The organism is Occallatibacter riparius (assembly GCF_025264625.1).
Classification (GTDB): Bacteria; Acidobacteriota; Terriglobia; order Terriglobales; family Acidobacteriaceae; genus Telmatobacter; species Telmatobacter riparius.
The window spans coordinates 1471488-1485570 of the sequence record NZ_CP093313.1 but is presented as its reverse complement, the minus strand read 5'-3'; the positions used below and the strand labels follow the sequence as shown (position 1 = coordinate 1485570).

The window sequence follows — 14083 nt, the reverse complement described above, 5'->3', positions numbered from 1 at the left end:
CTCAAGGATCTTCCCGGCGGTGGTGTTTTTCTATTCTAGGCTCTTCCGGCAGGCGGAGTGGACTGGGCAACGTCGCAGGCGCGCCACAAGTACCAGGTAGCGACGGAGCGAAACGGCTTCCAGCGCTGACCGCGCTTAAAGACGACGTCGGGCTTGGGAAGATCCTCGGCGGCGAGGGCTCGGTGTTTCGGGATTCTCATGAAAGTGAGAGCGTAGCCCTTGCGCACGCCGTAGTCGGTCACAGGCAGCACGTCAGGCCGTCCCATGCGGAAGATGAGCAGCATCTCGACGGTCCAGGGGCCAATGCCACGGACTTCGGTGAGGCGTTCGACGATGTCGGCATCGGGCATCTTCTTGATCGCCGCATGCGAGGGCACGGTGCCGTCGATTGTCTTGGCGGCGAGGTCTTTCATCGCCTTGATTTTGTTGCCGGAGACGCCGCAGCCGCGCAGGCGCTCGTCGGGCGTGTCGATGAGAGCCTGTGGAGACGGATCGCCGCCAAAGAACTCGCGCACGCGGCGGTGAATGGTGGCGGCGGCTTTGCCGTGAAGCTGCTGGTAGAGGATAGATTCGAGCAGAGACTCGAAGGGCGAGGGCGACTTGTCGAGCCGCAGGCCGAACGGGCCGACGCGATCGAAGAGCGTGCCGAGCTTCGGGTCGCGGTCGCGAAGATACGCAAGGGCTTCGTCGGGGTCGAAGGGGAGTTTTCGGGCGCGGCCGTCGTGGATCATGAATGGAGTCTATAGTCCGCCGGCAATGCGTGACTACGCGTTGACGCCGCAGAAGTAAGTGTGCGGTGTTAGACTCCTGAGCGGATTGGAGAATTCCGCATGGTTTGGATGAGGCGCCGCGAATTTGCGAAGACGATGGCAGCGGCGGGGTCGGGTTTGCTGCTGGGTGCACAGAATTCGTTGTGGGGACAAGCGGGCCCGCCGGATAAGCCGATGATGCGCCCCGCACCCAAGCCTGAGCCGGACGTGAAGCGCGTGCTGGTGATGTTCAAGTGTCACTTCGACGCCGGGTTCATCGACACGCAAGCCAACGTGGTGAAGCGCTACTTCAGCGAGTATTTTCCGCAGGCAATCAAGATTGCGAGCGAGGTGAACAAGGGCGGCAAGCGGCAGTATGTGTGGACCACGGGATCATGGCTGGTTTGCGAATACCTGGAGCAGGCGTCGACGGCCGATCGCAAAACGATGGAGGAAGCGATTGCGCGCGGCGATATCGCGTGGCATGCGCTGCCGTTCACGTGGCAGACGGAGATGATGGGGAGGTCGCTGATTGAAGGGAGCTTTGGGCTTTCGAAGTCATTGGACAAGCGTTTCGGCAAAGTCACCACCGGCGCAAAGATGACAGATGTACCGGGGCACACGCGGGGGCTGATTGCGCCGCTCGCGAAGAATGGCGTCGGCTTCCTGGAGATCGGGGTGAACGGCGGATCGACGGTGGCGAAGTTGCCGCCGGTGTTTCTGTGGAAATCGGCGGGTGGCGCGAGCCTGCCGGTGATGTACCACTGGGATTACAGCGGAACGGCGCGCGTGCCCGGATCGGATGTGGTGCTGGCCACGCGCGTGCGCGGCGACAACAGCGGGCCGCACACTGCTGCCGAGATCGCCGAGATACACGCGGAACTGGCGGCGCAGTATCCGAACGCGGAGATTGTTGCGTGCAATTTGTCGGAGATGGCGGAGGCCATTGCTCCACATCGCGATGCGCTACCGGTGGTGACCAGCGAAATCGGCGATACGTGGATTTATGGCGTGGCGAGCGATCCGATCAAGGTGACGCGCTATCGGGAGATCGCAAGGTTGCGCGAGTGCTGGATTTCAAAGGGTCAATTCCAATTGGGCGATGCGACGGATGTCGCGCTGCTCCGTCGCTTGCTGCTGGAAGTTGAGCACACGTGGGGAACAGATACGAAGACGTGGCTTGATTTTGACAACTACAGGCCGGCCGATCTCGAGCGCATGCTGAACACGAAGAACTACAAGGTTGTGCAGTTTAGCTGGCAGGAGAAGCGGCAGGATCTGCTGGACGGCGTGGCAACGCTACCAGATGCGCTTCGCGCAGAGGCACAGAAAGCTATTGATGCGATGAAGCCGTCGGAGCCGACAATTCCGGTACAGGTGCACGCGACGGGAAAGGCGATTGAAACTGCGCACTTCATCCTGGGAATTGATGGCAAGACGGGCGCCATTACGCGGCTACGCATTAAGACGACCGAACGGGAGTGGGCCAGCGATGAAAAGCCGATCGGCCTGTTCGCGTACCAGACGTTGTCGAAGGGCGACTACGACCGCTTCATCAAGAGCTATCTGACCACGACAGAGGATTGGGCTTACAAGGATTTTGGCAAGCCGAATATCGAGAGGTTCGGAGCTGAAAGCCGCACATGGCTTCCGGCATCGGCCGCGGTACATATCGAAGAGACGGCCGACGCTCATCGCATCCTGATTCAGCCGCGATTTGAGGATGAAGCGGCGTTTCAATCCGGGCGCGCGGCATTTCCACGAAAGGTTTACGTTGAGCTCGTTCTGCCGAAGGCCGAGGCCGTGATTCATGTGACGGCGAGCTGGTTCCAGAAGCCGCCCACGCGCATGCCGGAGGCGTTGTGGATGACGTTCAATCCCGACGTGCGCGATGAGAAGGGATGGAGTCTGCATAAGTCGGACGAGATGGTATCGCCGTTCGACGTGGTGGAATCGGGCAATCGCCACATGCATGCGCTGAGCACCAGCTTCTTTCATGGCGAGGGCGCCGGCCGATTTGAAGTGATGACTCTGGATGCGCCTCTGGTGGCGCTGGGCGAGCGCACGCCGCTTCTGTTTTCGAACGAGCAGCCGGATCTGGGCAAAGGCGTTCACTCCTGCCTTTACAACAATGCGTGGGGCACGAACTACATCATGTGGTGCGGCGAGGATGCACGGTTCCGATATCAGATCAGGGCGTAGATCGGGGCTCGACGATGGCGTCTTCCATGCCGGTGACGCGGGTCTTTCCCTGTAACATCAGGGGTAGCGCCGAAACAAGGGAGCACGCAAATGAAGATGCGACCGGGTACGCAGACGGGGTTTCTGCTATGCGGAAAAGAATGGAACGAAGGCGAGACACTTGAGGTTCGTTCGCCGTGGGACCAGGGGCTGGTAGGCCGTGTAACACAGGCTACACGCGGCGACGCACGCCAGGCCGTGAACCACGCGGTGGCTTCGATCCGGCGTACGCGTGCCCTGCCCCGCTGGAAGCGCAAGGAGATCCTGGAAGATGTGACCGCCGCGCTGATCGACCAGAAGGAGCGGTTCGCACAGCTTATCGTGGCCGAGGCCGGTAAGCCGATTCGCCTGGCGCGCGCCGAGGTCGATCGCGCGATTCTCACGTTCAAGACGTCGGCTGAAGAGACGTCGCGGTTGGGCGGCGAGACCATTCCGCTGGATCTGACGGAGGGCAACGAAGGTCGCTGGGGGCTGGTGCAGCGCTTCCCGGTGGGGCCGATACTGGCAATCACGCCGAGCAATTTTCCGTTGAATCTGGCCGCGCATAAGGTTGGGCCGGCGATCGCAGCGGGATGTCCGTTCATTCTGAAGCCGGCGCCGCAGACACCGTTTACCGCGCTGGCGCTGGGCGAGATCATTCTGAAGGCCGGCTGGCCGCAAGAGGCAATCGCCGTTCTGCCGCTGTCGAACGCCGATACAGCGTGGCTCGCCGAGAAGGAAGACCGGATCAAGCTGGTCACATTTACGGGCTCATCGAAGGTGGGTTGGGAGTTGAAGGCGCATTCCGGCCGCAAGCGCGTGTTGCTGGAACTTGGATCGAACGCGGCAATGATTGTGCACGGCGACTGGCCTGATCTGGACGATGCGGCGCTGCGTACGGCGCATGCGGCGTTCGGGCATGCGGGGCAGTCGTGCATCAGCGTGCAGCGGGTGTTCGTGCAGCGCACGGTGTTCCAGACATTCTTGTGGAAGCTAGTAGATTGCGCGAAGAAGCTAGCGGTGGGTGATCCGCTGGATGAGGCCACGGATGTGGGTCCTCTGATCCGTCCTGCGGAGGCAGAGCGCGTGGAGGCCTGGATCAAGGAGGCTGTCGACGGCGGAGCGAAGCTGGTTGAGGGCGGCGAGCGCCATGGTTCCGTTGTGAGGCCGACGGTTCTGACGGGCACGCAGCACTCCATGAAGGTGCGGGATGAGGAAGCTTTCGGGCCAGTGGTCGTTGTGGAACCGTACGACGATTTTGAGGAAGCGCTGGCGGAGGTGAACCACTCGCGCTATGGACTGCAGGCCGGCCTTCTGACACGCGATGCGGGACGGATCCTCACCGCGTTTCGCGAGATCGAGGTGGGCAGCCTGATTGTCGGCGATACGCCGAGCTGGCGGCTCGATCCAATGCCGTATGGCGGCGTGAAGGATTCGGGCATCGGGCGCGAAGGAGTGCGTTCGGCCATCCAGGAGATGACCGAGCCGCGGATGCTGGTGATGTCGGGATTGAATTAGCTACTTTGCTTCCACGCTAGACGGCGGAGGATTCCGCAAATGGAAATCCGGCTATCAACCAGGGGCCGGGTCGTCATTCCCGCGGCGATTCGCAAACAGCTTGCAATCAAACCGGGTGACCAATTGGACGCGTCGGTCGAAGACGACAGGGTGGTGCTCACGCGGAGTCGTACGGGACGTTTCGAGTGCGAGATCGTTTCTGATCCTGTAACCGGGATGCCGGTGATCAGCGCTGGCGAAGATGCTCCCACGCTGACGAGCGAACAGGTAGCGGAGATCCTCGCCGATTTCCCGTAGCTCCCCGCCGTGTTCGTGATTCCGCGGTGTCGCTGGCCCACCGCGTCGCATACTACACTGGCTCAGGACAGAAATTAGATTGATTGGGCAGGGCATCCATGAATCTGGGACTGAAAGATAAAGTCATCATCGTCACCGGGGGGGGCGCCGGCATTGGCGAGGGAATTTCGCGGGCGTGCCTGGCTGAAGGCGCGCGCGTAGTGGTGCTGAGCCGGCGCTCGGAAAATGTTCAGCATTTCATGGCAGAGATGGAGCAGGCGGGATCGGCGTGCACTCTGATCGAGGCACATCTCGAAGATGCTAATCGATGCCGGGAGGCGATCGCCGAGGTCGAGCAGCAGTTCGGCGAGATCTACGGGCTGGTCAACAACGCCGGCGTGAATGACGGTGTGGGGCTCGCATCTGGCTCCGTGGAGCGGTTCCAGGAAAGCCTGCAGAAGAACCTGATCCACTATTATGCGCTAGCTCACTACGCGCTGCCCGCGTTGAAGCGCTCGCAGGGGGCCATCGTGAACATCAGTTCGAAGGTGGCACTTACCGGGCAGGGGAACACCTCAGGCTATGCCGCCAGCAAGGGCGCGCAGCTTGCGCTCACGCGGGAATGGGCCGCCGAGCTTTTGCTGTTCAACATCAGGGTCAACGCCGTTCTGCCCGCGGAAGTGATGACGCCTCTCTATGAGAGATGGCTCAAGACGCTGGGCGACCCGGATGCAAAGCTGCGGGAGATCACGAGCAAGATTCCGCTGGGTAAGAGGATGACCTTGTCTTCAGAGATCGCTGCTGCGACGGTGTTTCTGCTTTCGCCAACGCAGTCCGCTCACACGACGGGTCAGCATCTGATCGTGGATGGCGGCTATGTGCACCTGGATCGGGCACTCACCTAGCCTACTGTCCGGCCCTGGCGGTTACCTGCTCTTCGTTTGACGGATTCTCGGGAATGCGCCGCGGCCAGATCAGCGTGAAGCGGGCGCCCTGTCCCGAGGCTGAATCGACGTCGATAGTGCCGCCGTGCTTGGTGACCAGTTGCTTCACGAGCCATAGCCCCATGCCATTGCCGCCCTCGCCCTTGGTGCTTACGCCGAATTGGAACAGAGTGTCCTTTATTGCCGGGGCGATACCGCCGCCTTCGTCTACGACCTCTATCCGAACGTCGTCGGGTCTGCCTTCGAGCTCGACTGTAACCTTTGCACCCTTCTTCGTCGTAGCTTCAACGGCGTTCCGCACCAGGTTGAGAAGAACTTGGCGCGTCTCCACTGCATAGGCGCTCACGGTGCAATCGCCGTGCGCCTGGATCACCATCTCGACGGAGCGCTGGCGGAGGGTGGGGCCGAGCAGGAAGCGCACCGCTTCCGCGGACGAGGCAAGATCAACCGGCTCAGGATCTTTCGCGGTGCGGAAAAAGCCAAGGGTGGATCGAGTAAGCGCCTCAATCCGCTTCACTTCGTCGGTGGCCTGCTGCACAATGCCATTCACGCCTTCGGGAAGGTCTGGGTTCAGCTGCATGAGGAACAGGAGGTTTCCGATGGCGGCGAGCGGATTATTGATCTCGTGGCTGACCACGGCAGCCATCTTGTTCCATTCGTCGAGTTTCCGCGCGGCCACGAGGCTCTGTTCCATCCGCGCGCGCTCGGTCTCAGTATTGCTCAGGCGGTCTGCATAGTCGTTGATCCCGACAACCAAACCCGGTGCCTTGCGAGTGAACTCGAAGGCCACATAGGCGGAGAAGACGGCGGTGATGATGTTGGTCCAGGCATCGATCCAGAAGACCGGGATCCATGTGGTCACCACCTCCATGAGGTGGGTAGAGCCGCAGGCCACGATGAAGATGGCGAAGCCGACTAGGAAGAAAGCCCAGTCGCGGGCCACAACTCTTCCAGTCTTGCGCGCCAGGTAAAACAGCGTCAGGCAAATGGTGAAGTAGCTCAGGAAGGTGATCCCATTGGAGATCACCATGGTCCAGATAAGGTTCTGATCCTGACTCCAGCAGACCGCATGGGGCATCAGGGATGGGGACATAGTGAGCCTGCCTCAAAACTCGAACGATTCTTATGCTGGCGAGAGAACAACACAGAGCCGTACCCGCCGCTACCGAAGGGCACAGGCCAAGAGGATACAGGCGCCCCAGGGACGTCCCACGCATATTTTGCAGTTTCGGGAAGTGCGCGGCACGTGCGCCGTCTTACTTGGTTCTTCTTTTATCAGCCGAATGCACAGTTCAGCAAGAGATTGAACAATCGCGCGGGTCGACTCGATCAATAGAGGTAAACGATCAGAGCCGATCTTTCAGCCGGATCAAAGTCCGCTGCCGAGAACAAGACAAAAAAGCGCCCCTCGGTGAGTCCTGCCTGGATCGATCCAGGTCTGGCAAACGGAGGGGCGAGGAGCCGCAATCACAAGAAAATGCGCTTAGGACACAGGCGGGAGGTGCGTCACCGCCCAGCACACCGATGCCGTTGGGCTCATCTTCTGGACCGAGATGGAATATAGAGCCTTCCGCTTAATGGAAAATAGGTACAATCGCGTAGCGTTTGGGGGCCGCTGCTTTAACCCGTTTGGAAACTGTCTTTTAATCCATGCTGGACAAGTAAATTACGGGGACGTATCATACGCTACACGATCGAAATTCAGGGTCGATTTGCTCGATCACGGCGAAAGCCGGGTGGAATATCCACTCCGCCAACAGCGCGTTCCCGGCGTGCAGCAAAGGTCAGGGAGCAGTAGCAAGGCTGGAGTTCCATGCTGCAAAGACCCATGTACTTTTTGAGGAGCCAGAAATGGCCGTAGGGCAGAGAAACGGGCCCGAACTCGCGGAGTCGAGTCTGGTCGCCGATGCGCCGCGGATTCGCGAGCAGCTGAACCGACTTCTCGCTCACCCGCTGTTCGCCAACAGCCGGCGTTACCCCGCGCTGCTTTCCTATGTGGTGGAGCAGACCCTGTTGGGCCACGCATCGGAGCTGAAGGAACGGACGATTGGGGTAGAGGTCTTCGGGAAGGACCCGGCCTACGACGCGAACGCCGATCCGGTTGTGAGGATCACGGCCAAGGAGGTGCGCGGCCGCCTCAAGCAGTACTACTACGAGTACAGCCAGCCGGGTGAACCGATTATCGACCTGCCGACGGGTTCCTACGTGCCCGCCTTCCGCGAGACGGAGCGCCCCCCGGATCCTATTCCGGAAGAGCCCCTGGACGTGGCACCGATGTCTGAACCGGCCGCTGTGCCGGTTATGCCTCTGCCGGTGACGCCGAGCCACGGAAGGTTGTGGCGCCTGAGGTGGTTTGCCCTGGCAGGCATGGTTTTGCTGGTGGGGCTTTCAGGAGCGGCGGGTCTGCTGGCAGGCCTCCGCTACAAACCCGAGCCTCCGCCTCCCTCAAATACCGATCGCTTCTGGGCGCCGGTAACGGGGAGCGTGAATCCGACCACATTCTGTCTCGGCGAACCGGCCAAGAACATCGACGTGAGCGCGATCGACAACTTTGACAGCCCGGTAAGCGGCTCCAAGCCCGAACCGCTTTATTTTCGCCTTCATTATTCCGGCAACCTGGCGCTCGCAGACGTGATCACGCTGACGCGCACAGTGGCCGCGCTTGCGTCGCAACATAAGGCGTTTCGGGTTCTTCCGGCGTCGGAGGCTACCTTCGGCCAGCTGCGCGAAGGCCCCATCGTACTCATCGGGGCGTTCGACAATATCTGGACTCTCCGCGTTACGCAGAAACTTCGCTTCGGATTTGAATCCAAGGATGGCGTCGCATTGCTCGTCGACCGCAACAGCCCTAATAAGACGACATGGGCGACCGCGTGGGATCTGCCCTATCAGAAGCTTTCGCGCGACTACGCCATTGTTGCGCGCATTCACGACAAGACGACGGGGCAGCCCGTGATCATCGCGGCGGGTATCTCCGAAGAGGGCACGGAGGCTGCCGGCGAGATCCTCTATAACCCGGAGTATCTCGAATCGCTTCTCGCTAAGGCGCCATCCGACTGGGAGCAGAAGAACATGGAGGCGGTGATTGAGACACAGGTTATCGAGGGCCATCCCGGCCCGCCGAGTATCCTCGCGGTCGAAACCTGGTGAGCTCGCGCGGGTGAGCGGGAATACCTGCTCAAAGCAAACGTTACCGTTCAGAACGCAATCGAGATACACAGCTCCATGGCGCGTTCAGGATTGAATGCGCCATGGTTCGGCATTTAGTCGCTCCTGCGATTTCCTATTTCGACTTACTTTTCTGAGCTGCCCAACGACGGCGCTGCGCTTCAGCGATGCGCTTGCGAGCCTCCGGGCTCAATGTGCGCCGCTTGCCGCCCTTCTTCGCGGCAGAGGGTTTAGGACCGCGACGAGAAGGTGCAGGCGCAGACTTAGTCGATCCAGCGGCAGCCAACAGCGTTCTTGCTTGAGTAAGACGTTCTATTTCAGAGTCGATTTCCGCGATGATGGAATCAATCGTCATGCGGAAAGCATATCTCAAGCTGCGTCTTAATGGCTAATTACCGGCGCTCTTATGTACTCCGCATGACGTTCAGCTCTCGGAGGTTTCAACATTTCGCTGCGGGTAAACATTACATTGACTCAAGCGAAACAGTGCAAGATGCTTCTCTATTGTTCATCAACATAGATCCAACACGCGAACAGGAGGGGGGCTGCCTTAAGTCAAGTTCGGGTTATCAGACGTACAAGACAGAACCGCGCATCGAAAGTTTCCGATGCGCGGTTGAGTTTTTGTGGGATTTAGAAGTTAGACGGCAACAGGGTCCGGATGCTTGCGCCATGCATACAGCGGGAACTGATTGGCTAACTCAGCTACTTCGCCGCGGATGCGATCAAGCACAGCATCGTCGTCGCGATGTTCGAGCGCGCTCGTGATCCACTTCGCAATCTGACGCATCTCAGCTTCCTTCATGCCGCGCGTGGTAAGCGCGGGTGTACCGATGCGAATACCAGAGGGCTTGAGCGGCGGATTAGTGTCGAATGGAATGGCGTTCTTGTTCACCGTAATTCCGGCCTTGCCGAGTGCCAATTCCGCTTCACTGCCCAGCATTCCGTTGGCGAAGACATCGACGAGCATGAGGTGATTGTCGGTTCCGGCGGAGATGATGCGATAGCCCGCGCCCTGCAGCGCCTCCGCAAGTACCTTCGCGTTGGCTACTACCTGCGCGGCATAGGTCTTGAACTCCGGCCGAAGCACTTCGCCGAATGCAACAGCTTTGGCGGCAACGATGTGAACGAGCGGTCCGCCCTGCTGGCCGGGGAAGACGGCTTTGTCGACTGCGGCAGCGAGATCCTTTCCACAGAGGATCAAACCCGCGCGTGGTCCGCGCAGCGTCTTGTGCGTTGTCGTGGTGGTGATGTGTGCGTGGGGAACCGGGGACGGATGCGCTCCGCCAGCCACCAGGCCCGCTATGTGCGCCATGTCGAAGATGTAGACGGCGCCCACCGAGTCGGCGATCTGCCGCATGCGGGCAAAGTCCCAGAAACGCGGATAGGCGCTGCCGCCACCGATGATGACCTTCGGCTTCTCGCGTTGGGCAATCGACTCGAGTTCGTCGTAGTCGATCATCTCGGTATCGCGGCGCACACCGTAGAAGGTCGTCCGATAAAGCTTGCCGCTGAAGCTCAACTTATGACCGTGAGTCAGATGCCCGCCGTGCGCGAGATCAAGTCCGAGGATAGTGTCGCCCGCCTGCAGGACGGCGATGTACGCCGCGGCATTGGCCTGCGAACCAGAGTGAGGCTGCACGTTCGCATGCTCCGCGCCGAAGATCTGCTTGGCCCGGTCCCGCGCCAGATTCTCGACGATATCAGTAAACTCGCAGCCGCCGTAATAGCGGCGTCCCGGATAACCCTCGGCATACTTGTTGGTGAAGACGGAGCCTGCAGCTTCCAGCACAGCTTCAGAGACGAAGTTCTCACTGGCGATCATCTCCAGCCCTTCGTGCTGGCGGAGCCTCTCATGTTCAATGGCTGCGGCAATCTCGGGGTCGGCCTGGGCAAGCGGAAGCGACATGCGATCGGTCATACAGGAATTTTAGCTGCTTGGGCGTGTCGCGCGCCCAATGATTTCGCGCGCTGAAGCGGGTGGGTGCTATCTGCTATGGTTTCTTCATTCTTGGAGGAATCGCGGTGAAATCGGCCCAGTTCGTTGTGGCGGCTGTATTGGGGCTCGGTATCTTGCAGGCTGTGTCACAGACGCCCGCGATCGATAGCGCTCTAAAGGCAAAGGCTGACGCGGGAGATCCGGCGGCAGAGGTGTCCGTGGGCGAGAGCTATGCAAAGGCTGCAGGAGCCGCCTCCGATCCTGAGACTGCCGCTGATGGCTGGAACAAGGCAGCCGAGTGGTACGCAAAGGCCGCTGCGCAGTCCTATGTTCCCGCAGAGATTCACTTGGCCGATTGCTACAGCTACGGCCGCGGTGTCACCCGCGACAAGGGGAAGGCTGCGGAGTGGTATCGCAAGGCAGCCGACCATGACGACGCCCGCGCGCAGGGCACGCTCGCGATGCTTTATACGATGGGCCAGGGCGTTCCCCAGGACGATGCCGAAGCTTATTTCTGGTTTGATCTGGCCGCCTCCGCGGATACTCCAAACAAAGAGCGCTACCTTATCAATCGGCAGAACGTGGGCACGCGGATCACGGCGGATCAACTCGCGGCTGTACAGCAGCGGCTGAAGAAGTGGAAGGCTGCGCATCCGCACGCCGATGCGGTGAAATAAGCCGACTTTCTGGCATACAAGCCCGCTAGCCTTGCGTACTGCTAATGCGGTGCGGAGACATTTTCGTTGCGCGTCGCCTGATCGCTTGTTATGGTGAGACCCGGCGAATCCCCGCACTTTCCCCGGTACACAATTCAAAATCTCTGGAGGTAGCCATGGCCACTGCTGTCATGACTCCGCGCAAGGCCAAGACTCAGCCGGACCGCGTCTTCTTCCCCCTAATCTGCCTGACAATCCTGGTGACCGTCTGGCTCGGCTTTTCGAAGACCTACTACGCCGCCGGAATGGTGAAGGCGCACCTGCCCGCGCCGATCATCCACGTGCATGCCGCAATCATGACGCTGTGGCTGCTGACCCTGACTGTGCAAACCTCACTGGTGTCCGTGCGCAAGGTCAAGCTGCACATGACTGTGGGACTGTGGGGCTTCGCACTGGCCGCGAGCATGATTCCGATCGGCACGCTGGCCGCCATCAACTCGCTGCGCAGAGACCTGTCGCCCCCAGGCTCCGGGCTCTCGTCGCTGACCTTCTTTGTGGTGCCGGTCACCGGGCTGCTCTTGTTTGGCACTCTGGCCGCGTGGAGTTATAGCGTTCGCCGCAAGCCCGACCAGCACAAGCGCCTCATCATTCTTGCAACCGTTCCGCTGCTCGATGCCGCTGTCGGACGCTTTCCCCAGACCCTTGGTATCGCATCAAACCCGATGGTTCAATTACTGCTGCTCTGCATTTTTCCGGCAGCGCTGATGGTGCACGACCTGATCTCGCGCCGCAAGATTCAGCGAGTGAGTTGGGTTGGAACGCTGATTCTGCTGGTGGTGTGGCTCACGCGCATCCCGCTCGCGCAGACCGCGGCCTGGCAGGCATTCGCGCGCATGGTTCACGGTTAGCAACACGATCACAGGACATTCGCGGGGGCTTGCTCTATTCTTCCAATGATGAAGCCCTCATGTTTGTTTGCTGCTCTTTTGCTTGCATGTCCATGCCTTGCCCTGGCCCAGAAGACGCCTGCTGGCGTACACCCCATACCGAGCATCGCCGAGAAAGACGGCCGATTTGCCTTGATGGTCGATGGCTCGCCTTATCTGATGCTTGGCTTCCAGGCGAATAACTCGTCAGCGTGGCCCGCAACCTTCGACAAGGTATTTCCGGCCGCGGCCATTCTGCACGCCAACACCATCGAGCTACCCGTCTACTGGGAGCAGTTCGAAGCTACGCCCGGCCATTACGACTACTCGAATGTCGACGCCATGCTGGTGCAGGCTCGCGCGCATCACGTGCGGCTGGTGCTGCTTTGGTTCGGCACATGGAAGAACGGCTCGTCGCATTACACGCCGCAGTGGATCAAGCAGGATCAGCAAAAGTATCCGTTTCTCGTGAATAAGGACGGGGACACGGTCGATTCGCCGAGCACTTTTTCGCCGGCACGGCTCGAAGCCGACAGGCACGCATTCGCTGCGCTCATGCGGCATCTGCGCACAGCCGATCCGCAGCGCACCGTATTGATGGTGCAGGTCGAAAACGAAGCGGGCGTTTGGCATGGCATTCGCGACTATCGACCGGAAGCAGAGAAGGAGTTTGCCGGACAAGTACCGCAAAAGCTTGTGGACGCGCTGGGCAAGCAGCCCGGCACCTGGCGCCAAGTCTTCGGCGACGCGGCCGATGAGACCTTCCAGGCGTGGTGCATCGCCACTTACATCGAGCAGGTTGCGGCGGCGGGCAAGGCCGAGTATGCGCTGCCACTCTACACGAACGCCGCGCTACGCGATCCGATCAATCCCGGTTTGCCAGGATCCTATGAGTCGGGCGCGCCGACCGATCAGAACGTCCAGTTCTACAAGATAGCCGCGCCCTCGCTGTCGGTGATTGCGCCCGACATCTACATGCCCGAGTACGCCAAGTACATGGCCGTCATCGATCAGTACAAGCGCTTCAAGAATCCATTGCTGATTCCGGAGACCGGCAACGCACCCATCTACGCGCATTATGTCTTCGCTGCGATCGGACAGGGCGCTATCGGCTTTGCGCCGTTCGGGCTGGACCTTACCGCGTACTCGAACCTGACCGAGGGCGCCGAAGCGATGGGCGACAAGTCGGCGGCCGGACCAGAGACGCGCTTAGCTCCTTTTGCCAATGAGTACGCGCTTCTGGAGCCCATTGCAAGCAGGCTTGCGCAGGCCAATCTCGAGGGCAATCTGCGCGGTTCTAGCGAGGACCCGAATGCGCACACCCAGACGCTGGACTTTCCGCGGTGGCAAGTGGACCTGAGCTATGGCCTGCCCGCCTTTGGGAACTGGATCAAGCCCAAAGGCAACAACCCGCCCGATGGCGGCGCAGTGATTGTGGCTCTTGGCCCCGATGAGTTTCTAGTGACCGGGCATCATGTTCGCGTGGACTTCACGCCCAAGTTTGACAAGGCGAAGAAGCGGTTCTTCCTCGTCGTGGAGGAAGGCAACTACGATGCGTCCGGCAAGTGGCAGATGAAACGCCTCTGGAACGGCGATCAGACCGACTACGGCCTCAATCTCATCGCGAACGCCAATTATCTTTTGAGAGTGAAGCTGACGACCTACTAGCAAGCTGCGCGGGAGCCGT

The 14083-nt window shown here is 60.2% G+C and carries 12 protein-coding genes; 8 read left to right on the top strand and 4 right to left on the bottom strand.

Annotation, left to right across the window (positions count from 1 at the left end; genetic code table 11):
• Positions 1-35: 35 nt before the first annotated feature.
• Positions 36-731: a DNA-3-methyladenine glycosylase family protein gene (locus MOP44_RS05860; RefSeq protein WP_260794995.1), complete on the bottom strand. Its 696-nt coding sequence runs from the start codon at positions 729-731 to the stop codon at positions 36-38.
• Positions 732-830: 99 nt separating this feature from the next.
• Between MOP44_RS05860 and MOP44_RS05855 the strand changes: the two genes are divergently transcribed.
• From MOP44_RS05855 to MOP44_RS05840, 4 genes are all read left to right on the top strand, one after another.
• On the top strand, positions 831-2951 hold the full coding sequence (locus MOP44_RS05855) for a DUF5054 domain-containing protein (RefSeq protein WP_260794994.1): 2121 nt from the start codon (positions 831-833) through the stop codon (positions 2949-2951).
• 90 nt (positions 2952-3041) lie between these two features.
• The gene (locus MOP44_RS05850) at positions 3042-4487 is read left to right on the top strand and encodes an aldehyde dehydrogenase family protein (RefSeq protein WP_260794993.1); all 1446 of its coding nucleotides are present in this window, start codon (positions 3042-3044) and stop codon (positions 4485-4487) included.
• Positions 4488-4526: 39 nt separating this feature from the next.
• Positions 4527-4784, top strand: coding sequence for an AbrB/MazE/SpoVT family DNA-binding domain-containing protein (locus MOP44_RS05845; protein WP_260794992.1), 258 nt, complete (start codon positions 4527-4529; stop codon positions 4782-4784).
• Between the two features lie 98 nt (positions 4785-4882).
• Complete coding sequence (locus MOP44_RS05840; RefSeq protein WP_260794991.1) at positions 4883-5668, top strand: L-fucose dehydrogenase; 786 nt, start codon at positions 4883-4885, stop codon at positions 5666-5668.
• A 1-nt stretch (position 5669) separates the two neighbouring features.
• Here MOP44_RS05840 and MOP44_RS05835 read toward each other — a convergent pair whose 3' ends face one another.
• Positions 5670-6800, bottom strand: coding sequence for a sensor histidine kinase (locus tag MOP44_RS05835; protein ID WP_260794990.1), 1131 nt, complete (start codon positions 6798-6800; stop codon positions 5670-5672).
• A gap of 758 nt (positions 6801-7558) precedes the next feature.
• Here MOP44_RS05835 and MOP44_RS05830 point away from each other — a divergent pair.
• A complete protein-coding gene (locus MOP44_RS05830) occupies positions 7559-8857 on the top strand; it encodes a hypothetical protein (protein WP_260794988.1) in 1299 nt (432 codons plus the stop codon).
• Between the two features lie 133 nt (positions 8858-8990).
• Here the strand turns inward: MOP44_RS05830 and MOP44_RS05825 are convergent, their stop codons facing one another.
• Both MOP44_RS05825 and MOP44_RS05820 read right to left on the bottom strand, forming a co-directional pair.
• Complete coding sequence (locus MOP44_RS05825; RefSeq protein ID WP_260794986.1) at positions 8991-9230, bottom strand: hypothetical protein; 240 nt, start codon at positions 9228-9230, stop codon at positions 8991-8993.
• Between the two features lie 285 nt (positions 9231-9515).
• Positions 9516-10796: a serine hydroxymethyltransferase gene (locus MOP44_RS05820; protein ID WP_313901051.1), complete on the bottom strand. Its 1281-nt coding sequence runs from the start codon at positions 10794-10796 to the stop codon at positions 9516-9518.
• Between the two features lie 104 nt (positions 10797-10900).
• Here MOP44_RS05820 and MOP44_RS05815 point away from each other — a divergent pair, with 104 nt between their 5' ends.
• The 3 genes from MOP44_RS05815 (at position 10901) to MOP44_RS05805 (ending at position 14064) form a co-directional block, all read left to right on the top strand.
• Positions 10901-11491 carry a tetratricopeptide repeat protein gene (locus tag MOP44_RS05815; protein ID WP_260794985.1) on the top strand — a complete coding sequence of 197 codons (591 nt, stop codon included), beginning with the start codon at positions 10901-10903 and terminating at the stop codon, positions 11489-11491.
• Between the two features lie 155 nt (positions 11492-11646).
• The gene (locus MOP44_RS05810) at positions 11647-12378 is read left to right on the top strand and encodes a hypothetical protein (protein ID WP_260794984.1); all 732 of its coding nucleotides are present in this window, start codon (positions 11647-11649) and stop codon (positions 12376-12378) included.
• Positions 12379-12423: 45 nt separating this feature from the next.
• Positions 12424-14064, top strand: coding sequence for a DUF5597 domain-containing protein (locus MOP44_RS05805; protein ID WP_260794983.1), 1641 nt, complete (start codon positions 12424-12426; stop codon positions 14062-14064).
• Positions 14065-14083 lie beyond the last annotated feature (19 nt).